This is a genomic window from Sphingomonas phyllosphaerae, from assembly GCF_029623345.1.
Classification (GTDB): domain Bacteria; phylum Pseudomonadota; class Alphaproteobacteria; order Sphingomonadales; family Sphingomonadaceae; genus Sphingomonas; species Sphingomonas phyllosphaerae_C.
The window spans coordinates 1-20,477 of record NZ_JAPYKH010000011.1 but is presented as its reverse complement, the minus strand read 5'-3'; the positions used below and the strand labels follow the sequence as shown (position 1 = coordinate 20,477).

The window sequence follows — 20,477 nt, the reverse complement described above, 5'->3', positions numbered from 1 at the left end:
GCGTAAAAAACGGTCCCAACGACTTCATCCCGTCGCAGACCGACGTCATGGCAACGCTAGCCTACAATCTCCACTGCGATCAATTCATACGAACCTCTCTGTCTCAAGATGTACAACAACAACGCTTTACACACCAAAACCGCGCACCTCACGATTTGCAATTAATTCTCATGGTGAAGATGACATCACTCACCGCAAAGTCAATCACCGCAGAAGTTTGTCTTCACATCCGCTCAAAGTGATTTCTAATTCAAGACATGATATACGGCCTACCGCGGAAGGGAGGTGCCTCAAACGATCAGTGGAGCACCCCCATGGCTCTTGCCAAGAAAAGTAGCATTGTGACGTCTAGCAGCAGCGTGCACGAGGGGGGCTCGCGTAACGCGGCGCTCTCCATCAACAGCGTGCGGCTCACCGCAGAGGCGGAGAAGCGCAAGGCACGCACCTTCGCGCGCCAGCAGAAGACATCGAGATCCTCGCCTCGGACATCGACAGCCGCGCGCTGGCCGACGCGCGCGCCGGCGTCTACGGCGAGCGCGCGCTCCACCGCCTGCCGCCGGCGCTGAAACAGCGCTACTTCACGCCGCACGGCGACGGCTATCGCATCTGCGACGCGCTGCGCGGCTCGATCGACTTCACCCAGGTCAACGTGGCGGATGCCGCGACGATGCGGCGCTATCGCGACATCGACGTGATCTTCTGCCGTAACATGCTGATCTACTTCGATGAGGTCTCACGCCGTCAGGCAGTGGAGACGCTCTACGACAGCCTTCGACCAGGCGGTGTGATCTGCCTCGGCCATTCCGAGAGCATGAGCCGCATGTCGTCCCTGTTCGCACCGCGCCGTTTCGGCACCACGATCCTCTACCAGAGACCCGTCGATCATGACTGAGCCGCATCCTCACGGCAAACGCATCCTCGTCGGCGACGACGGGATGACGACGCGCCTCTATTATCGCTCGGTGTTCGAGAGCGCCGGCTTCGTTGTCGACGAAGCGGCAAACGGGCTTGAAGGGCTGGAGCGCGCGCTGGTCGCGCCGTTCGATCTGCTCGTCGTCGACGTCAACATGCCCAAGATGGACGGCTATGCATTGATCGAGCGGCTGCGCGCCGACGCCGCTGGCCAGGCAGTACCCATTGTCACGATCAGCACCGAGGCGGGCGCGGGCGACGCCGAGCGCGCGCTCGAGGCCGGCGCCAATCTCTACCTGGTCAAGCCCGCCGCGCCCGCCGCGCTGCTTCATTTCGCCGCGCTGATGACGGGAGTGGTGGCATGAGCGACCTGCTATTGACGCGCTTCGTCGAGGAGGCGCGCGAGCTGCTCCAGGCCGCCGCGGCCGGCCTGCTCGTGCTCGAGCGCGCGCCCGATGACGACGCTGCGATTAACGAGGTGTTCCGCGCGGTCCACACGCTCAAGGGCTCGTCCGGGCTCTTCGACGCCGCCGCATGACGCGGCTGGTCCATGCCGGCGAGGACCTGCTCGCCGCGGTGCGCGCGGGCGAGTTCACGCTGAACTCGCGAGTAGTGGACGAACTGCTCGACAGCTTCGATCAGGTCAGTGCCTTCATCGACCAGCTGGCGCGCGACGGTCGGCTCGCCGCCGATGCCGAGCGCATCGCCGCGCACCATGCCGCCCTCCTGCGCGCGCATCTCGGCACGGCGTCGGGCGGCACGCCGCCGCCCGCACCCGGCGCTGACGGTCGCCCCGGCCGACTGGCTCGCCGACTTCGATGCCGCCGCGCTCGCCGTCGCGGCGGCGCGCCGCGCCGCGGGCGACGCGATCCTGGTGTTGCGCTACGAGCCCGACCCCGCCTGTTTCTATGCCGGAAGCGACCCAGTGGCGGCGATCCAGCAGCTGCCCGAGCTGATCGGCCTCGCGATCCAACCGCGTGAGCCGTGGCAGCCCGGCCCCGACTTCGACCCGTATGGCTGCAATCTGCGCCTGATCGCGCTGACCGCGGCGACGCGCGAGGCGGCCGAGGAGGCGATGGCCTATGAGCTGGACCGATGCGCGCTGCGGCTGCTGGCGGGCGGCGACGCGGTCGAGGTCACCGCACCGGCGCCGGCAGCCGCACTCGGCGCGGCGGCGGCCGTGGCCGATAGCTCGCCGGTGCGCGTGCTGGTGGCGACGCAGCTGCGGCTGCTCGCGCGATCCGGCTATGACCCGGTACGGCTGAGCTCGGTCGCGGCGGTGATCGGCAACGCTCTCCGCAGCCTCGGCCATCACCTGCTCGCCGATGCGTGGCAGGCGGTCCTGGCCGAGGCGCATGCCGCGCACGACGTCGCACCTTTGCTCGGCTTTCTCGCCACGCTCGACCCGCTCGCCGATGCCGAGCCAGCGCAGGACGCGGCCGCCGCGGCGCCGCCGCGCGTGCCCCAGCCGCCGCGCGCCACCGCCGTCGCGGAGGCGCCCGCGCCGACGCGCACGCTGCGGGTCGACCAGGCCAAGATCGACTCGCTGATGACGCTGATCGGCGAGCTGGTCGTCTCCAAGAACGCACTGCCGTTCCTCGCCAAGCGCGCCGAGGAGATCCACGGCTCGCGCGAGATGGCGCGCGAGATCAAGGAGCAATATGCGATCATCGATCGGCTGACGCAGGAGCTGCAGGGCGCGATCATGCAGGTGCGCATGCTGCCCGTAGCCGAGATCTTCGACCGCTTTCCGCGGCTGGTGCGCGACCTCGGGCGGCGGCTCGACAAGCAGGTCGAGCTGGTCGTCGAGGGGCAGGACACCGCCGCCGACAAGACGATCATCAAGGCGCTTGGCGATCCGCTTCTCCACGTCGTGCGCAACTCGCTCGACCACGGCATCGAGCTGCCCGAGACTCGCCTGGCCGCGGGCAAGGCGGCTGCGGCGACGCTGCGACTGCGCGCGTTCCAGGACACCGACAGCGTGATCGTCGAGGTCAGCGACGACGGACGCGGCATCGATCCCGCCGCGATCCGCGACGCCGCGGTGAGCAAGGCGATCGTCACGCGCGAGGCGGCCGACCGGCTGAGCGATCAGGAAGCGGTCAACCTGATCTACCGTCCCGGCTTCTCCACCGCGGCCGAAGTCTCTGATCTGTCGGGGCGCGGCGTCGGCATGGACGTGGTGCTCAGCACCGTGCACAGATGGGCGGACGTGTCTCGGTCCAGTCGCAGCTCGGCCATGGCACCACCACGCGGCTGACGCTGCCGCTCAGCATGGCGGTGACCCGCGTGATGGTCGTCGACATCGCAGGCAGCCTGTACGGCATCCCCATGGACCTCGTCGTCCAGACCGTGCGGCTGCGGCAGGAGGCGATCCAGCGCGTCGGTCGCGACGAGGTGTTCGTGCTGCGCGACGCGATTGTACCGCTGGTGCGGATGGCACAGCGGCTCGGGGCGGGCGACGCGGCGCGCATGCCGGGCGAGCGCGGCGAGGCGGTGCTGGTGTGCCGCGTCGCCGGCGAGACGATCGGCCTCGTCATCGACGATTTCCGCGAGGGCATGGACGTTATCCTCACCCCGATGGACGGGCTGCTCGCCGCGGTGCCGGGCTATTGCGGCACCGCCCTCCTCGGCGACGGGCGTGTGCTGCTCATCCTCCACCTCAAGGAGCTGCTGTGATGCCGATCCGCTACACCCGCGCGCGCGCATATCGAACAGCGCTGCGCGGTCGAGGAGGCGATGGAGTTGGTCGCCTTCCTCGCCGAGAGGCCCACGGCCAGCGTGTCGCTGGTGCACTGCACCGGCATGCACAGCGCGCTGGTCCAGGTGCTGCTCGCCTGGCGAGACCAGCCTTGCGGTGCACAAGGCCGGGAACGGTGAGCAGGCGCTCGAGCTGCTCAGCGGCGGGCTCAAGCCCGCGATGATCCTGACGGACCTCAACATGGGATCGCTGAGCGGGATCGACCTGGTCCGCGCCGCGCGCCAGCTTCCCGGTCTGGGCTTCACGCCGATCGTCCTGCTCACCACCGAGTCGGCGCAGGACATGCGCAACGTCGCCAAGGCGGCGGGTGCGACCGGCTGGCTTACCAAGCCGGTCGAGGCCGAGGCATTGCTCAAGATCGTCCGCAAGCTGGTACCCTCGGCCTGAGCCGACGCCGGGAGGAATGACGCGATGCTGCACATGGTAGCGCCAGACGCCGGACAGCGGACCGAGACGACGGTGCCCGCCGCCGTGCTGGCGGCGCTGGCGGCCGAACTCGACCGCCATTTCGTCGAGGCTGGCCGTACGCTCGCAAGCGCGGTCGGCGCGGTGCAGCGCGTGATCGGCGCGCTCGACGGCGTGACCCACGCGATCGATGCCGAGGCGGCGACCGAATCGGTCGCCGATCTGCGTGCGGTCGCGCAACGGCTCACCACCCTGCCGGCGGCGCAGGCGGAGCGCGACGCCGAGCTGAGCGCGATCGCGACCCAGCTCGGCGTGATCCGCGCCCGCGTGCTGGAGATGCGCGACACGCTGCGGCTCCTCGAGATCTACGGCCCCAACATCAAGATCGCCGCCTCGGGCGAGGCGGTGTTCGTCGACTTCGTCGACGGCATGTTGCATCGATTGCAGCAGGGCGAGCAGCATATCGCCCACATCCTCGCCGAGCTGAGCACGCTCGCCGCCGGGATCACGCGCGGCAGCGCCGCCTCGACGCGGCTGCTCGCCGAGGGCGCAAAGGTGGTGCCCGAGGTTCCCGACCGGCTCGAGCATGACGCCGCGGCGCTGGATGGTTACCGCGAGACGCTGCGCCGCGGCGCGGCCGAGCTCGCCGCGGCGGCGCGCACCGTGGCGAAGCGGGTCGGCTCGGCACTTCACGCGCTCCAGGTCGGCGACAGCACGCGGCAGCGGATCGAGCATGTCGCGGCGACCCTGGCCTACGCCGACGTCGCCGAGCGCGATGGCGACGCCGGCGTGGGCGCCCATCTGCGCGCGCTGGCCGCGGCGCAGACCCTCTCGCTGGCGGCCGATTTCGCCGCCGGCGCGGCGCAGCTGGGCGACGCGCTCCGTGCGATCGGCGACGAGACGGAACGGCTGCTCACGCTGAACGCGGCGATGGCCGAAGGCGACGGCGGCGACCCGTTGGGTGAGCTGGATCGCGACGTCGCGGCGGTGAGCGCCCTGACCGAACAGCTACATGACGCCGATCGCGACACCGACGCGCTCGTGCGGCTGACCACCGACTCGCTCGACGGCCTGGCGCAGCGCTGCGACGGCCTGCGCCTGATCCGACGCGACGTCGGCGACATGGCGGTGAACACCCGGCTGCTGTGTCGTCGGTTTGGCGTCATGGGGCGCGCGGTGGCAGTGGTTGCGGTCGAGGTGGGAACCTGCGCGACACAGCTGGACCGCGCCACCGCGGCGATCACCGGCGCGCTGGAAGCCATGTCCGCGAGCGGCGCGACGATCGCGGCGTCGCATCGCTCGCGCGGCGGTGCCACCGGCCATCGGCTCGCGCTCGCCGCCGAGGTGATCCGTGAGGGCCATGCCACCAGCGAGCGCGGCATACGCGACGGCGAGGGCGAGGCGCGCGCGCTCATCGCCGAGCTGCGCGCCGCCAACGCGGTGCTGGAGCGCCCGCTCGCGCTCGCCAGCGAGGTCGCCGCGATCGGCGAGCAGCTCGGCGCGCAGGGTATCCGGGTCGCCGACACATTGCCCGGTGCGGGAGACGCGGCGCTGCGCGCGCTGCTCGACCAGGTCGCCGCGAACTACACGATGGCGGCGGAGCGCGACGTCCACACCGGCTTCCTGCTGCCCGGCATGGAGCCGCTCACCGAGGAGTCGGAGGAAGAGGACGGGCTGTTCTGAGCGACGCCAGCGCCGGCCGCCCTTAATAAGCGCGGCCGACCAGCACGCGTTCCACCGCCGGCGCGTCGGTGAAGACGCAGGTGCCGTCCGCCGGCGCCTGATTGCTCGGTGCGTTGCGCAGCGTCAGCTTGAGCGCCTTGAGCTTCTCCACCACCGCGTCGAGTGCGGCACCGGTCGGGCGCGCCCATTGCACCTCAAGCCAGCCTGGGTTGCGCACCTCGGGCGCGAAATGCGCCGCCACCGCGGCCCAGTCGGCCGCCGGGGTGATCCCCGCGCGCAGCCGCGCCGCGGCCTCCTCGTACAACGCCTGCTGGACCGCTTCGAGCAGTGCGGGCGCCCCGGCGACGAGCGCGTCGCGCGGCATCGCCACGCTGTCGAGCTTGCCGTCGGCGCGGTACAGCCGGTCCCGGCGGATCAGCGAGACGTTGCCCGCCGCCATGTCGCGTCCGCCGACTTCGATCACCAGCGGCGCGCCCTTCTTCACCCAGCCCCAGCGCTTGGTGGTCGACTTCACCGGCTTGAGATCGAGCAGCGCGCGCAGCGGCTCGCCGAGCGCGCTCTGCCGCGCCAGCGCCTGCTGCAGCGCGCGGCAATAGGCCACCAGCGGCTCGTCCTCGGGCGTGTCGCGCAGCATCGGTACGATCACCACCTGCCACGGCGCGACACGCGGCGGCACGCGCATCCCGTCATCGTCGCCATGGACCATGATCAGCGCGCCGATCGTCCGCGTCGACACGCCCCAGCTCGTCGTGTTCGCCAGCTCCAGCTCACCCGCGTTGTTCTGGAAGCGGATGTTCTGCGCGCTGGCGAAATTGGTGCCGAGAAAGTGCGAGGTGCCCGCCTGGAGCGCCTTGCCGTCCTGCATCATCGCCTCGATCGAATAGGTCGCGACGGCGCCGGGAAAGCGCTCGTTCTCGGGCTTCTCGCCCGCGACCACCGGCAGCGCGAGGTCGCTCTCGGCGAAGTCGCGATACACTTCGAGCATGCGCAGCGTCTCCTCGCGCGCCTCCTCGGCGGAGGCGTGCGCGGTATGCCCCTCCTGCCAGAGAAACTCGGCGGTGCGCAGGAACATGCGCGTGCGCATCTCCCAGCGGACGACATTGGCCCATTGATTGATCAGCACCGGCAGGTCGCGCCACGACTGCACCCAGCGCGCGAAGGCATGGCCGATCACCGTCTCCGAGGTCGGCCGGACCACCAGCGGCTCCTCCAGCTTGGCCTCGGGGTCGGGCACCAGCCCGCCCTTGCCGTCGGCGATCAGCCGGTGGTGAGTGACCACCGCCATTTCCTTGGCAAAGCCTTCGACGTGCGCGGCCTCCTGCTCGAAATAGGAGAGCGGGATGAACACGGGGAAATAGCAATTTTCGTGGCCCGTTGCCTTGATGCGGTCGTCGAGCAGGCGCTGGATCCGCTCCCAGATGCCATAGCCCCACGGCCGGATCACCATGCAGCCGCGCACCCCCGATTCCTCGGCCATGTCGGCCTCGGCGATGACGGACTGATACCAGGCGGCGAAATCGGCCTCGCGCGTGACGGGAAGAGCGTGCTTGATCATGCGTGGCGCTTAGTCCGGGAGGGCAGCGGTTGCCAACCGTATCGAAGGTCGCGGCTCGCTTCAGACCGCCAACTCGCTACAGGCCAGCGGGTGGCATCCGATCGTATCCTCCTCGCCGTCGCGCTGCGGCTCACCTCGGTGGCGCTGTTCGCGCTGATGAACACCTGCATCAAGCTGGCCGAGGCCGGTGGCGCACACCTCGCCGAGATCCTCTTCTGGCGCCAGTGCGGTGCGGCGCTGCTCGTCACCGCTGTGGTGGGCCTCGGACCCGGGTTCGCGACGCTGCCGACGCGGCGCTTCGGTGCGCATCTGGCACGCGCCGTCGTGGGCCTGATCTCGATGGCGTTCACCTTCTACACGCTGACCGTGCTGCCGCTCGCCGAGGCGACGACGATCGGCTTCTCGATGCCGATCTTCGCGACGGTACTGGGTGCGCTGGTGCTGAAGGAGCCGACCGGTTGGCGCCGATGGGCGGCGGTGGCGGTCGGCTTCACCGGCGTCGTCATCGTGGCGCAGCCCGGCGGCCATGAGATCCCGCTCCACGGCGCGCTGAGCGGTCTGCTCGCCGCGGTGCTGACCGCGGTGGTGACGATCCTGCTGCGCACGATCGGGCGCACCGAGAAGCCGCTCACCACCGTCTTCTGGTTCTCGACGCTCTCGCTGCTGCCGCTCGGCATCGCCTATGCGATCTGGGCACAGCCGCATACGCCGTGGCTCTGGCTGGTGCTCGTTACGTGCGGGCTGTTCGGCGGCGCGGCGCAGGTGGCGATGACGAGCTCGCTGAGCTTCGGGCCGGTCTCGGCGGTGGTACCGATGGACTATACGTCGCTGCTCTGGGCGACGTTGCTCGGCTGGTTGGTGTTCGACCATCTCCCCGATCGAGCGACCTGGCTGGGCGCGCCGGTGATCGTCGCGGCGGGGCTGTATATCGTGTGGCGCGAGCACGTCCGCCGCCGCGAGGAAACGCGGCAGGCGATGGCGCAGGGGATCGCGTGAGAGGCGCCAGCTCAGCACGAGCGGAGCGAGGCTATCTCCGTCCGTGCTGAGGGGGGGGCCGAGTTGTCGACGCCTCGTCTCGGGGCGCCCGGCTATTCCGCCGCCTGCGCCTCCGCCAGTTTCGGCTTCCACACCAGCACCGGCTTGCGCGCCGCGAGCGTCTCGTCGAGGCGCGCGCGCGGGGCGAAATGCGGCGCGGTCTTGAGCGACTCGTCGCCCGCCTTGGCACGCTCCGCCACCGAGCGCAGCGCGCCGATGAACTGATCCAGTGCCGCCTTGCTCTCGGTCTCGGTCGGCTCCACCAGCATCGCGCCGTGGACGACCAGCGGGAAGTACATGGTCATCGGGTGATAGCCCTCGTCGATCAGTGCCTTGGCGATGTCGATCGTGGAGAAGCCCGGCGCCAGCCCGCGATCCGAGAAGATCGCCTCGTGCATGCACGGGCCCGAGCCGGCAAACGGCGCGTCGAGCGTGTCCTCCAGCCGGCGCAGCACGTAATTGGCGTTGAGCACCGCGTCCTCGGCGACCTGGCGCAATCCGTCGGCGCCGTGGCTGAGGATGTAGGTCAGCGCGCGCGTGAACATCCCCATCTGGCCGTGGAAGGCGACCATGCGGCCGAAGCTGTCGGCGTGATGCGCGTCCGCATTCTCCTCCTCGACGAGGCGGAACTGGTCGCCGTCGCGCTCGACGAACGGCAGCGGCGCGAACGGGGTGAGCGCCTCGGAGAACACCACCGGTCCCGAACCCGGGCCGCCGCCGCCGTGCGGGGTGGAGAAGGTCTTGTGCAGGTTGATGTGCATCGCGTCGACGCCGAGGTCGCCCGGACGGACACGCCCGACGATCGCGTTGAAATTGGCACCGTCACAGTAGACGTACCCGCCCGCAGCGTGAACCGCGTCGGAGATCGCCTTGAGGTCGCGCTCGAACAGGCCGCAGGTATTGGGATTGGTGATCATCACCCCGGCCACGTCCGGGCCGAGCCGCGCCGTGAGCGCCGCGGTATCGACGCGACCCTCGGCGGTGGCGGGGATGTCCTCGACGCTGAAGCCGGCGAAGGCAGCCGTGGCGGGGTTGGTCCCGTGCGCCGATTCGGGCACGAGGATGACCTTGCGGTGCCCCTCGCCGCGCTTCGCCAGCGCGGCCTTGATCGCGAGGATGCCGCACAGCTCGCCGTGCGCGCCCGCCTTGGGGCTCATCGCTACCGAGTGCATGCCGGTGAGCGTGACGAGCCAATGCGCGAGCTGGTGGATCACCTCCAATGCGCCCTGCACCGTGTCGATCGGCTGGAGCGGGTGAACGTCGGCAAAGCCCGGCAGCCGTGCCATCTTCTCGTTGAGCCGCGGGTTGTGCTTCATCGTGCACGAGCCGAGCGGAAAGAGGCCGAGATCGATCGCGTAATTCTGCCGGCTTAGCCGCGTGTAATGGCGCACCGTCTCGGGCTCCGAAAGCCCCGGCAGCCCGATCGGGTCCTTGCGCGTCAGACCGCCCAGCCGCGAGCCGGCGACGTCGCCGGCGGCGAAGTCGACGCCCGTGGTCTGATCGTCGCCGATCTCGAAGATCAGCGGCTCCTCCAGCATCAGCGCCTTGTTGCCGGTGAAGGTCGCGCCCGCCGCGTCGCCGCGGCCAGCGGGCGCGGTCGGCTTCCAGCCGCTCTGGTTGATCGTCATGCCAGCACCTCCGTCAGCGCCGTCGCCAGCGCCTCGATATCCTCGTCGGTCACCGTCTCGGTCACCGCCACCACCAGGCCGTTCTCCAGCGCCGCCTCGCCCGGATAGAGCCGCCCGAGCGACACGCCCGCGAGCACGCCGCGCTCCGCCAGCGTGCGCACCACCGGCCGCGCCTCCTGCCCGAGGTCGAGCGTGAACTCGTTGAAGAAGGCCTCGTTGATCACGCGCACGCCGGGCACTTGCGCGAGTCGGTCGGCGGCACGGCAGGCCGCGGCGTGGTTGACCCCGGCGAGCCGGCGCAATCCCGCCTCGCCCAGCAGGGTCATGTGGATCGAGAAGGCCAGCGCACACAGCCCCGAGTTGGTGCAGATGTTGCTGGTGGCCTTCTCGCGGCGGATATGCTGCTCGCGGGTCGAGAGCGTCAGCACGAAGCCGCGGCGCCCGTCGGCGTCGATCGTCTCGCCGCACAGCCGGCCGGGCATCTGGCGAACGTATTTGTCCTTGCAGCCGAACAGCCCGACGTACGGCCCGCCGAACTGGAGCCCGACGCCGAGCGACTGGCCCTCGCCAACGACGATGTCCGCGCCCATCTCGCCCGGCGCACGCAGCGCCCCCAGCGCAACCGGCTCGGTCACCACCGCGATCAGCAGCGCCTTGTTCGCCTGGCACGCCTCGGCGAGCGGGGTCAGATCGGCGACGCGGCCGAGGATGTCGGGATATTGCACAACGACGCACGACGTGTCGGCGTCGATCGCCGCGATCAGCTGGTCGACGTCGGTCGCAGCGGTCAGCGCGGGCGCGCCGGTTGCGAGCAGGTCGCCGGTGTAGCGCGCCATCGTCTTGGCGACCGACACATAATGCGGGTGCAGCCCGGACGAGAGCAGCGCCTTGCCGCGCCGCGTGATCCGCCGCGCCATCCCGATCGCCTCCCAGCAGGCGGTCGAGCCGTCGTACATGCTGGCGTTGGCGACGTCGGTTCCGAGCAGGCGCGCGACCTGCGTCTGGAACTCGAACAGCATCTGCAGCGTGCCCTGCGCGATCTCGGGCTGGTAGGGGGTATAGGCGGTGAGGAATTCGCCGCGCTGGATCAGATGGTCCACCGAGGCCGGCACGTGGTGGCGATAGGCGCCGGCGCCGAGGAAGAAGGGCACCTCGCCCGCCACGACATTCTTGCGTGCCAGCGCGGTCATGTGGCGCTCGACCGCCAACTCGCTGGCGTGAAGCGGCAAGTCGCGCACGGGGCCGTCGAGCCGCGCGGGTTCGGGTACGTCGACGAACAGGTCATCGACCGAGGAAGCGCCGATCACCGCCAGCATGTCGCTGCGGTCGGCCGGGGTGAGCGGTAGGTAGCGCATGGTCTGGTCTCTCCCGCTTCCCCTCAGGGAAGGGTTGCTCCCCTCCCGTCCGGGAGGAGAGTCACATCACAATTTGGCGACGAAGGCGGCGTAGGCGGTCTCGTCCATCAGCGCCTCGAGCTCGCTCGGATCGCTGAGCGTCAGCTTGAAGAACCAGCCTTCGCCTTCCGGGTCCGAGTTGACCAGCGAGGGCTCCTCGGCGAGCGCGGGATTGCCCTCGGTCACCGTGCCCGACACGGGCGCGTAGACGTCAGAAGCGGCCTTGACGCTCTCGACCACCGCGGCCTCGTCGCCCTTGCCCAGGCTGCGACCCGAATCCGGCGCCTCGACGAAGACGATGTCGCCGAGCTGCCCCTGCGCATAGTCGCTGATGCCGACCGTGCCGGTCTGGCCGTCGACCTCGATCCACTCGTGGTCCTCGGTGAAATAACGGCTCATCTCACTTCACTCCTCGGAAGTAACGGTGGGGAACGAATGGCATGGCGGTTACGGTGGCGCGGTGCGGCTTGCCGCGCTGCGACAGCGTCACGCCGGTGCCGGGCGCGGCAAGCGCGGCGGGAACATAGGCCATCGCGATCGGCGCCCCCACACTCGGCGCGAAGCCGCCGCTGGTGACGCGGCCGACAATCGCGCCGCCGTCGTCGACCACGGTCGCACCCTCGCGCACCGGCTGGCGCCCCTCGACGAGCAGCCCGACGCGGCGCAGCGCGGGTCCCGCCTCGCGCTCGGCGAGCACACGCGCGGCGCCGGGGAAGTCGGCGGCCTCGCGGCGGCGCTTGGCCAGCGCGAAGCCGAGGTCGGCCATCACGGGCGTCGTGGTAGGGTCGAGATCGTGGCCGTAGAGCGGCAGCCCCGCCTCGAGCCGCAGCGAGTCGCGCGCGCCGAGACCGATCGGCTTGATCTCGGGCTGCGCCACCAGCGCGTCGGCGAGCGCCACCGCCGCCTCCGCGGGAACCGAGATCTCGACGCCGTCCTCGCCGGTATAGCCCGAGCGGCTGATCCACAGCGCATGGCCCTGCCAGTCGAATGCACCCGCCTGCATGAACACCAGGGCGTCGACGCCTGGGATCAGCCGCGCCACCGCGGCGACCGCCTCCGGTCCCTGGACAGCGAGCAGTGCATGCTCCTCCATCAGATTGAGCGTGATCTCGTCGGGCAGGCGCTCGATCATGTGCGCGAGATCGTCATACTTGGTCGCGCCGTTGACGACCATGTAGACCTGATCCTCGCCCTGCGGCGTCAGCATCAGGTCGTCGAGCACGCCGCCCTGATCGTCGAGCAGCAGCGAGTAGCGCGCCTTGTTGCGCGGCGCGTCGCTGATCGCGGCGGGCATCAGCGCCTCCAGTGCGGCGGCGACGTTCGGCCCGGTAACGCCGAGCTGGCCCATGTGGCTGACGTCGAACAGACCGGCATGCTCGCGCGTCCACAGATGCTCGGCCATGATCCCCTCATACTGGACGGGCATGTGATAGCCGGCGAACTCGACCATGCGCGCGCCACGCTCGCGGTGCCAGGCGTCGAGCGGGAGAGTGAGGATCTCGATCGGCTCGAGCTCGTCGTCGATCGGGAGGTCGGTCGATGGGGGAACGGAGTCGCTCATCATCATGTCCGTACGTGCGAGGGCGAATCGCGCCGGTCGCCCGGCCTGATCCGTTTCCCCCTCTGTCACGGGACCTGAGAGCTTTCCCCGCGCACGAGCGCGGGTTACCCCTTCGGTGGGAAGCGCCTGCCCGAGGCACGCGCCGCCGCTTTCCAGAGTGTCGATGAAGGCCGGCGCGGTCCCTGCTGCCTGAGAGATTCCGGGGTGGTTGCTCCTTCGGCGGCGGCTCGCGGCCTGCAAGGCCCGCCGCACTCTCCCGCGCCCGCCCATGCCGGTCACCCGGCATCGACATCCGCCGCTCTACGGCAAGCGCGACACGAGTCAATCGCGTTCACGGCGCCCTATGGCCACCGCGCAGCGGAGCCGCGCCCGTGCTAAGACGTTTGCACCACAGGAGAAGGAGCAGCTCGCATGGACACCGCCACCTCGCCCGCCGTCGACCGCATCGCCCGCGTCCTCGCCGGCCAGCATCTCAGCGCCAACGGCCACGGCCACTCCGAGTCGGCTTCGGCGCAGGTCGAGGCGACGTGGAAGGACTATCGCGACGATGCGATCGCCGTGCTCCACACGCTGCGCGCGCCGAGCCCGGCGATGGCAGCGGCGGGCGACGTCGCGGTGTGGGAACGGATGGTGCTCGCCGCAATCGCAGAGGCGAAACCAGGTATCGTGATGTGAAAACAGGTAATCGGGGAGTGATTCATTGCCGGTATGAACGCGCCATATAACTTCGCCCACACCGGCAGGACCCTGATGCTGGGCAACGCAGACGGCTTCTCCGGCGCCCGTTATTCACTTCTTTCGGCAGCAGTGCCCGAGCCCGCGACCTGGACGCTGATGATCCTCGGCTTCGGCGTCGTCGGCTACACGCTGCGCCAGCGCAAGGCTCGCTTCACCGGCGCGCAGCTGGGCTGAGCAGGAATGGACGGGCGCGGCGCTCGACGGCGACGCGCCCGTCTTACGCGCGGATCGTCACCGCCGCACAAGCGTGACCGAGCCTGTGCCCCGCTCCACCAGCGCCGACACGCCGAGCACCGCCAGCCCGCATAACGCCAGCGCGGCGCCGACATAGCCCGTCGAGGTCCAGCCATAGCCCGCCGCGATCACCATTCCGCCGAGCCACGGCCCGAGCGCATTGGCGGTGTTGAAGGCGGAGTGGTTGAGCGCCGCCGCCAGCGCCTGCGCGTCCCCGGCTACGTCCATCAGCCGTGTCTGGAGCACGCTGCCGAGCGCGCCGCTCACCCCGATCGCGAACATTACCACCAGCACTGACCACAGGTGCGGCGCCGCCAGCGGCCACAGCAGCAGCGCGACGAGCGCCCAGACCAGCACCGCCGCCGCGGTCGGCAGCAGCGCGCGATCGGCGAAGCGCGGTACCACGATGTTGCCCAGGGTCATGCCGACACCGAAGGTCATCAGCGCGAGCGGCACCGTGCGCGGCCCCACCTGCGTCACCGCCGCCATCGTGTCGGCAAGATAGGTGTAGACCGCAAACAGCCCGCCGAAGCCGATCGCGCCGATGCCGAGCGTCAGCCATACCTGGGTGCGGCGCAGCGCACCGAGCTCGCGCAGCGGGCTTGCCGCGGGATCGCCGCGGTCGCGAGGAGCGAACGCGGCGACCAGCGCCGCGGTCAGCCCGGCGAGCCCGGCGACGACGACGAAGCAGGAGCGCCAGCCGATCAGCTGTCCCATGAAATTCGCCAGCGGCACGCCGACGACCGTCGCGACCGTCAGCCCCAGCATCACGCGCGCCACCGCTTGGGTGCGCTTGCCCTGGTCCACCAGCGAGGCGGCGACCAGCATGGCGATGCCGAAATAGGCGCCGTGCGGCAAACCGGCGAGAAAGCGCGCCAGCATCATCGTGGAATAGCTCGGCGCAACCGCCGACAGAGCGTTGCCCAGCGCGAACAGGGTCATCAGCGCGATCAACAGCGTGCGACGCGCCATCCGCGCGCCGAGCACCGCGAGCGTCGGCGCGCCGACCACAACGCCCAGCGCATAGGCGCTGATGACATGGCCAGCGGTGGGTGCGTCGACGTGAAGGCTCCGCGCCATGTCGGGCAGCAGGCTCATCGTCGCGAATTCGGTGGTGCCGATTGCGAAGCCGCCGACCGCGAGCGACAGATGGATCAGCCCGACGGGCGCGTGGCGCACGTCGGCGACGGCGGTCGCCATGATATATCCCCGGTTGCGATGCTGTACCGGACCAGCTGGCGATTGTGCAGTGCAGCGTCAAGGGTGCAGCGCGCTGCACGACGATGCTCAGGTGGTTGGCGTCAGCTTCAGCAAGCGCCCTTGCCCCTTTTCACCACCGTCCTCCAGCAGCCAGATCGCTCCGTCCGGTCCCTGCTCCACCTCGCGGATGCGCGCGCCCATGGTCCACTGATCGCCCTTGCGCGCCGAGGTGCCGTCGAGATGGACGCGCAGCAGCGACTTGGACGAGAGTCCGCCGATGAAGGCGTCGCCGCGCCACTGCGGGAACAAGGCGCCCGAGTAGATCATCATACCGCCCGGCGAAATCGACGGGTTCCACCACACCTTCGGCGCCTCGTAGCCGTCGCCGGCGCGATGGTCGGGGATGTCACGGCCGTCGTAATGCGTGCCGTTCGAGGCGTTCGGCCAGCCATAGTTGCGTCCCGGCAGGATCAGGTTGACCTCGTCGCCGCCCTTGGGCCCCATCTCCTGCTCCCACAGACGCCCCGCGCGATCGAACGCGAGGCCGAGCAAGTTGCGGTGGCCGTAACTCCACACTTCGGGCAGAAAGCCCTGCGCCGCGAGCGGGTTGCCGGGCGCGGGCCGGCCGTCGGGGGTGAGCCGCAGCACCTTGCCGAGCGCCGCCCGCTTGTCCTGCGCCGGCGTGAACTTCTGCCGCTCGCCCGCGGTGAAGAACAGATGCTTGCCGTCCGGAGAAAAAGCGATTCGGCCCGAGAAATGGCCGTCGCCCTCCACCAGCGGAGTGGCGCGGTAGAGCGTCTCGATACCGGTCAGCTGCTCCGCCCCCGCCGCCCGCGTGAGCGTGCCGCGCGCGAGCACCACGGTCTTGCCGCTTTGTCCGGCCGCCGAGTAGCTGAGATAGACGTTGCGGCTGCGAGCGAAATCGGGGGCGAGCACCACGTCCATCAGCCCGCCCTGCCCCGCCGCGCTGACCGGCAGCGTCGCGATCATGCGCCGTGTCGCGCCGTCGGCGGCGACCAGCAGCAGCTGTCCGGTCTTCTCGGTGACCAGCATGCGGCCATCCGGCAGGAAGGTCATCGCCCAGGGCGAGTCGAGATCCGCCACCGGCGTGATCGTGAAGGGCAGCGCCGCCTGCGCGGCGGCCGGCGCGGCATACGCCAGCAGCGCGGCGGCGAGTGTCGTGGCGATGCGGCGGCTGATCATGGCGTATCTCCCCTGCGCCGAGGAGCAGCGTCGCCCGGCCTTGGCCCTGCCTAGCCGGGCGCGCGCCCCCGCTCAAAGCCCCGACCGGCGTGGCCACACTTAGTTACACGATCGCAGCGGCGGCTGTCGGCGCGCACGAATTTGGCGACACACCACCCTGCCGCTTGCGACCGCGCGGGGACGCCGCTATATCCGCCGTGCTTTCTCTTACATCGCGAGGTGCAAGGGGCTGCGGGGCTCGCTCCGCGGCGGCGACCAACGCATGTCCGGCAGGTGCACTTGAGCGACAACGACACCCTCTACCGACTGATCGAGCCTGAGGCGCAGGCGCTGCATTTCGCGCTGGTGCGCGTGCGGCTGTTCGGCAAGGGTGACGAGCGCACGCTCCAAGTGATGGCCGAGCGCCCCGACACGCGCCAGCTCACCATCGACGATTGCGCCGAACTGTCGCGCCGGCTGTCCGACCTGCTCGACCAGCTCGAGACCGAGGGACGCGACCCGATCGACGGCGCCTACCGGCTCGAGGTGTCGTCGCCCGGCATCGACCGGCCGTTGACGCGCCGCCAGGACTTCACTGATTGGGCCGGCCATGAGGCGCGCATCGTGCTGACCGAGCCGGTCGACGGGCAGAAGCAGTTCAAGGGTGATCTGGAAGGCATCGACGCCGATGGCCAGATTGCGATCCGTCACTCGCGCACGCACGAGCTGGCGCGCGTGCCGTTCGCACTGATCGCCGATGCGAAGCTGGTGCTCACCGACCGGCTGATCGCCGCGACCGTGCCGCTCTCGATGGAGGGCGCCGACGAAGAGTTAGAAGACATGTCCGCCGACACGGACGCCGATACGGAAGAAGAGGAATCGAACTGATGGCCACCGGGGTCACCGCCAACCGTGCCGAGCTGATCGCGATCGCCAATTCGGTCGCGTCCGAGAAGATGATCGACAAGGCGATCGTCATCGAGGCGATGGAGGACGCGATCCAACGCGCCGCGCGGACTCGCTACGGCCAGGAGATGGACATCCGCGCCAAGCTCGATCCCAACAACGGCGATCTGCGGCTGTGGCGCGTCGTCGAGGTGGTCGAGCTGGTCGACGACATCTACAAGCAGGTCGACGTCGCGGGCGCGCAGAAGCTCCAGCCCGGCGCGAGCGTCGGCGACTATCTGGTCGACCCGCTGCCCCCGATCGAGTTCGGCCGCATCCAGGCGCAGGCTGCCAAGCAGACAATCTTCCAGAAGGTGCGCGACGCCGAGCGCGAGCGCCAGTATGAAGAGTTCAAGGACCGCGCCGGCGAGATCATCACCGGCGTCGTCAAGCGGGTCGAGTTTGGCCATATTGTCGTCGACCTCGGCCGCGCCGAGGGCGTGATCCGTCGCGACGCGCAGATCCCGCGCGAGGTGGTACGCGTCAACGACCGCATCCGCTCGCTGATCCTCAAGGTGGTGCGCGAGAACCGCGGGCCGCAGATCTTCCTCAGCCGCGCGCATCCCGACTTCATGAAGAAGCTGTTCGCGCAGGAAGTGCCCGAGATCTACGACGGCATCATCGAGATCAAGGCGGCCGCCCGTGATCCGGGCAGCCGCGCCAAGATCGGCGTGATCTCGCACGATTCCAGCATCGACCCGGTCGGCGCCTGCGTCGGCATGAAGGGCAGCCGCGTCCAGGCGGTGGTGCAGGAGATGCAGGGCGAGAAGATCGACATCATCCCCTGGTCGCCCGACACTGCCACCTTCGTCGTCAACGCGCTGCAGCCGGCTAACGTCGCGCGCGTGGTGATCGACGAGGAAGAGGATCGCATCGAGGTGGTCGTCCCGGACGACCAGCTGAGCCTCGCGATCGGCCGTCGCGGCCAGAACGTCCGCCTCGCCTCGCAGCTCACCGCCAAGGCGATCGACATCCTCACCGAGACCGACGCCAGCGAAAAGCGCCAGCAGGAGTTCGTCAAGAATTCCGAGCTGTTCCAGAATGAGCTCGACGTCGACGAGACGCTGGCTCAGCTGCTGGTGGCAGAGGGCTTCGGCGCGCTGGAAGAGGTCGCCTATGTCGAGCTTGACGAGCTCGCCGGGATCGAGGGCTTCGACGAGGATCTCGCGCAGGAGCTGCAGAGCCGCGCGCAGGAGGCACTCGACCGCCGCGAGCAGGCCGCGCGCGAGGAGCGCCAGGCGCTGGGCGTCGAGGACGCGCTCGCCGAGCTGCCGTATCTCACCGAGGCGATGCTGGTCACGCTTGGCAAGGCGGGCATCAAGACGCTCGACGACCTGGCGGACCTCGCCACCGACGAGCTGGTCGAGAAGAAGCGCGCCGAGCCGCGCCGCCGCAACGACGACGCGCCGCGCCGCGACTCGCGCAACGACGGTCGTGGTAACGGCGGCGTGCTTGGCGAGTACGGGCTGAGCGACGAGCAGGGCAATGAGATCATCATGGCCGCGCGCGCGCACTGGTTTGAGGACGAAGGCGGCGCGCCGGACGAGACGGTCGAGGCGGACAGCGCTGGCGACGAGACCACCGAGCCGGAGACGCAGGCCTGATGCCGTTCGTCTCGATCCGGTTGGCGGGCAGCGCGATGCGCGAGCAGAAGGCGGGGATCGTGGCTGACGTCACGTCCTCGCTGGTGACGCGGCTGGGTAAGAACCCGGCCGCGGTGCAGGTCGTGATCGAGGAAGTGTCGACCGAGAATTACGGCGCCGGCGGGCAGCTGCTCGCCGACCGCGATGCCGGCGCGGCGGGTGCCGCGTCTTCCAGCCAGGGAGACGCACATGCGGCACCCGGACAATGAGACCCTAGGCGGCCTCGCGCAGCGTCGCTCCTTCGACCGTGTCGCCTGTGGTGGCGCGGTGAACGGTGGCGCGACGTTCGCCTCTGAGCAGATGTGGCGCTCGCGGCGCCATGGATCCCGGGTCAAGCCCGCGATGACGGGAAATGGCCAGGAGTGTGCCGCATGAGCGACCCCGTCCGCTCCTGCATCCTCACGCGCGAACGTGCCGACCCGGCGCGCCTGATCCGCCTCGCGCTCGCGCCGGACGGGCGCGTGCTGCCCGACGTGCGCGCCAAGGCGCCCGGCCGCGGCGCGTGGATCGGCGTCGCGCGTCCCGAACTCGAACGGGCGGTCGCCAAGGGCAAGCTGCGCGGCGCGCTCGCGCGTGCGTTCAAGACCGGTGACCTTACCATTCCTGACGACCTGCCCAGCCTGATCGCGGCGGCGCTGGAGCGCAACGCGCTCGACCGACTCGGGCTTGAGGCGCGTGCCGGCACGATCGCGACCGGCGCGGAGCGGATCGAGACCGCGGCGCGCTCGGGCAAGCTGCACGCGCTGTACCACGCCGCCGACGCGAGCGAGGACGGGCGCCGCAAGCTGGCCCAGGCATGGCGCGTCGGCAGCGATCGCGAAGGAAGTGACCTCAAGGGCTTGGCGTTACCGGTCGAGCGCCCCATATTGTCGTTGGCGCTGGGCCGCGAAAATGTGGTACACATCGGCGTCATAGACCGCACCGCGGCCGGACGATTGGGCGAAGCGCTCGACCGCTGGCTGCACTTTATCGGCCCTGAACTGATCCCCGCACCTTGCGCTACGGCCGCGCAAGGCGCATCGGCGCCCGGCACCGCCGGGCCCGCTTCGGCCGTGAGAATGCACGAGGAATTTGAGTGAGCGAGACCGACAACGACAAGCCGAAACTCGGAATGCGCGCGCCGCTGGGGCTGAAGCGCACGGTCGAGACCGGCAAGGTGAAGCAGAGCTTCAGCCATGGCCGTAGCAATACGGTGGTGGTCGAGGTGAAGCGTCGCCGCGTGCTCGGTCCGCAAGGCACGCCCGAGCCGACGCAGGCGCCCGCGCCCGAGCCGGTCGCGGCCACGCCAGCACCCGCGCCGGCGCGCCCTGCGCCGCGTCCGCCGGTCTCGAATGAGACCGCGCAGGAGCGGCAGGGTCGTCTGCTGCGCGAGGCCGAGGACCAGCGCATGCACGCGCTGGAGGAAGCGCGCCGCCGCGAGGAGGGCGAGCGCCAGCGCGCCGCCGAGGACGAGCGCCGTCGCGTCGAGGAGCGCGCCCGCGCCGAGGCCGAGGCGCGCGCCGCTGCCGCCGCGCCTGCCCCGACCCCCGAGCCCACGCCGGCAGCCGAGCCGACTCCGGCGCCCGCACCTGCGGAGATCGCAGCGAGCACGCCCGCTGCCG

The 20,477-nt window shown here is 69.9% G+C and carries 23 protein-coding genes and 2 riboswitches; of the genes, 15 read left to right on the top strand and 8 right to left on the bottom strand.

The window, feature by feature from the left end; genetic code table 11:
* Nucleotides 1-298 precede the first annotated feature (298 nt).
* Nucleotides 299-589 (bottom strand): hypothetical protein, encoded by a 291-nt coding sequence (locus QBJ89_RS11870; RefSeq protein ID WP_277980705.1) that lies wholly within the window; start codon nt 587-589, stop codon nt 299-301.
* Between QBJ89_RS11870 and QBJ89_RS11865 the strand changes: the two genes are divergently transcribed.
* The 7 genes from QBJ89_RS11865 (at nt 473) to QBJ89_RS11835 (ending at nt 5,761) form a co-directional block, all read left to right on the top strand.
* Entirely contained in the window at nt 473-892 is a 420-nt protein-coding gene (locus QBJ89_RS11865) for a CheR family methyltransferase (protein WP_347342831.1), read from the top strand. The genes QBJ89_RS11870 and QBJ89_RS11865 overlap by 117 nt on opposite strands.
* Nucleotides 885-1,277 carry a response regulator gene (locus QBJ89_RS11860; RefSeq protein ID WP_277980704.1) on the top strand — a complete coding sequence of 131 codons (393 nt, stop codon included), beginning with the start codon at nt 885-887 and terminating at the stop codon, nt 1,275-1,277. Before QBJ89_RS11865 ends, QBJ89_RS11860 begins: the two co-directional genes overlap by 8 nt.
* A complete protein-coding gene (locus QBJ89_RS11855; RefSeq protein WP_277980703.1) occupies nt 1,274-1,450 on the top strand; it encodes an Hpt domain-containing protein in 177 nt (58 codons plus the stop codon). Before QBJ89_RS11860 ends, QBJ89_RS11855 begins: the two co-directional genes overlap by 4 nt.
* A 108-nt stretch (nt 1,451-1,558) precedes the next feature.
* The gene (locus QBJ89_RS11850; RefSeq protein WP_277980702.1) at nt 1,559-3,172 is read left to right on the top strand and encodes a chemotaxis protein CheA; all 1,614 of its coding nucleotides are present in this window, start codon (nt 1,559-1,561) and stop codon (nt 3,170-3,172) included.
* Nucleotides 3,115-3,591 (top strand): chemotaxis protein CheW, encoded by a 477-nt coding sequence (locus QBJ89_RS11845; RefSeq protein ID WP_277980701.1) that lies wholly within the window; start codon nt 3,115-3,117, stop codon nt 3,589-3,591. Before QBJ89_RS11850 ends, QBJ89_RS11845 begins: the two co-directional genes overlap by 58 nt.
* Nucleotides 3,592-3,769: 178 nt before the next feature.
* A complete protein-coding gene (locus QBJ89_RS11840; RefSeq protein WP_277980700.1) occupies nt 3,770-4,060 on the top strand; it encodes a response regulator in 291 nt (96 codons plus the stop codon).
* A 24-nt stretch (nt 4,061-4,084) separates the two neighbouring features.
* The gene (locus tag QBJ89_RS11835) at nt 4,085-5,761 is read left to right on the top strand and encodes a hypothetical protein (RefSeq protein ID WP_277980699.1); all 1,677 of its coding nucleotides are present in this window, start codon (nt 4,085-4,087) and stop codon (nt 5,759-5,761) included.
* Between the two features lie 22 nt (nt 5,762-5,783).
* Here QBJ89_RS11835 and QBJ89_RS11830 read toward each other — a convergent pair whose 3' ends face one another.
* The gene (locus QBJ89_RS11830; RefSeq protein ID WP_277980698.1) at nt 5,784-7,316 is read right to left on the bottom strand and encodes an aminoacyl--tRNA ligase-related protein; all 1,533 of its coding nucleotides are present in this window, start codon (nt 7,314-7,316) and stop codon (nt 5,784-5,786) included.
* Between the two features lie 90 nt (nt 7,317-7,406).
* Here QBJ89_RS11830 and QBJ89_RS11825 point away from each other — a divergent pair, with 90 nt between their 5' ends.
* Nucleotides 7,407-8,312 carry a DMT family transporter gene (locus tag QBJ89_RS11825; protein ID WP_277980697.1) on the top strand — a complete coding sequence of 302 codons (906 nt, stop codon included), beginning with the start codon at nt 7,407-7,409 and terminating at the stop codon, nt 8,310-8,312.
* Nucleotides 8,313-8,404: 92 nt separating this feature from the next.
* Here QBJ89_RS11825 and gcvPB read toward each other — a convergent pair whose 3' ends face one another.
* From gcvPB to gcvT, 4 genes are all read right to left on the bottom strand, one after another.
* The gene (gene gcvPB, locus QBJ89_RS11820; protein ID WP_277980696.1) at nt 8,405-9,979 is read right to left on the bottom strand and encodes an aminomethyl-transferring glycine dehydrogenase subunit GcvPB; all 1,575 of its coding nucleotides are present in this window, start codon (nt 9,977-9,979) and stop codon (nt 8,405-8,407) included.
* Nucleotides 9,976-11,334, bottom strand: coding sequence for an aminomethyl-transferring glycine dehydrogenase subunit GcvPA (gene gcvPA / locus QBJ89_RS11815; RefSeq protein WP_277980695.1), 1,359 nt, complete (start codon nt 11,332-11,334; stop codon nt 9,976-9,978). The genes gcvPB and gcvPA overlap by 4 nt, the downstream gene beginning before the upstream one ends.
* Nucleotides 11,335-11,400: 66 nt before the next feature.
* Nucleotides 11,401-11,772, bottom strand: coding sequence for a glycine cleavage system protein GcvH (gcvH, locus tag QBJ89_RS11810; RefSeq protein WP_277980694.1), 372 nt, complete (start codon nt 11,770-11,772; stop codon nt 11,401-11,403).
* Nucleotide 11,773: 1 nt separating this feature from the next.
* Complete coding sequence (gcvT, locus tag QBJ89_RS11805; RefSeq protein WP_277980693.1) at nt 11,774-12,934, bottom strand: glycine cleavage system aminomethyltransferase GcvT; 1,161 nt, start codon at nt 12,932-12,934, stop codon at nt 11,774-11,776.
* 52 nt (nt 12,935-12,986) lie between these two features.
* A riboswitch (glycine riboswitch) is annotated at nt 12,987-13,100 on the bottom strand.
* A riboswitch (glycine riboswitch) is annotated at nt 13,101-13,203 on the bottom strand.
* Between the two features lie 142 nt (nt 13,204-13,345).
* Here gcvT and QBJ89_RS11800 point away from each other — a divergent pair.
* Both QBJ89_RS11800 and QBJ89_RS11795 read left to right on the top strand, forming a co-directional pair.
* Nucleotides 13,346-13,609, top strand: coding sequence for a hypothetical protein (locus tag QBJ89_RS11800; protein WP_277980692.1), 264 nt, complete (start codon nt 13,346-13,348; stop codon nt 13,607-13,609).
* A 75-nt stretch (nt 13,610-13,684) separates the two neighbouring features.
* Complete coding sequence (locus tag QBJ89_RS11795) at nt 13,685-13,846, top strand: PEPxxWA-CTERM sorting domain-containing protein (RefSeq protein WP_277980691.1); 162 nt, start codon at nt 13,685-13,687, stop codon at nt 13,844-13,846.
* Between the two features lie 57 nt (nt 13,847-13,903).
* Here QBJ89_RS11795 and QBJ89_RS11790 read toward each other — a convergent pair whose 3' ends face one another.
* Nucleotides 13,904-15,106 (bottom strand): MFS transporter, encoded by a 1,203-nt coding sequence (locus QBJ89_RS11790; protein ID WP_277980690.1) that lies wholly within the window; start codon nt 15,104-15,106, stop codon nt 13,904-13,906.
* An 87-nt stretch (nt 15,107-15,193) separates the two neighbouring features.
* Nucleotides 15,194-16,306, bottom strand: coding sequence for a PQQ-dependent sugar dehydrogenase (locus QBJ89_RS11785; protein WP_277980803.1), 1,113 nt, complete (start codon nt 16,304-16,306; stop codon nt 15,194-15,196).
* 282 nt (nt 16,307-16,588) lie between these two features.
* On the opposite strand from QBJ89_RS11785, the gene rimP reads away from it, so the two are divergent.
* The 5 genes from rimP to QBJ89_RS11760 all read left to right on the top strand — a co-directional run.
* Nucleotides 16,589-17,176, top strand: coding sequence for a ribosome maturation protein RimP (rimP, locus tag QBJ89_RS11780; RefSeq protein WP_277980689.1), 588 nt, complete (start codon nt 16,589-16,591; stop codon nt 17,174-17,176).
* Nucleotides 17,176-18,837 (top strand): transcription termination factor NusA, encoded by a 1,662-nt coding sequence (nusA, locus tag QBJ89_RS11775; protein ID WP_277980688.1) that lies wholly within the window; start codon nt 17,176-17,178, stop codon nt 18,835-18,837. The genes rimP and nusA overlap by 1 nt, the downstream gene beginning before the upstream one ends.
* On the top strand, nt 18,837-19,085 hold the full coding sequence (locus tag QBJ89_RS11770; RefSeq protein ID WP_277980687.1) for a tautomerase family protein: 249 nt from the start codon (nt 18,837-18,839) through the stop codon (nt 19,083-19,085). The genes nusA and QBJ89_RS11770 overlap by 1 nt, the downstream gene beginning before the upstream one ends.
* A gap of 162 nt (nt 19,086-19,247) precedes the next feature.
* On the top strand, nt 19,248-19,955 hold the full coding sequence (locus QBJ89_RS11765) for a DUF448 domain-containing protein (protein WP_277980802.1): 708 nt from the start codon (nt 19,248-19,250) through the stop codon (nt 19,953-19,955).
* Nucleotides 19,952-20,477: translation initiation factor IF-2 associated domain-containing protein (locus QBJ89_RS11760; protein WP_277980686.1), on the top strand; the 526-nt coding region annotated here is incomplete at its 3' end. The genes QBJ89_RS11765 and QBJ89_RS11760, both read left to right, overlap by 4 nt.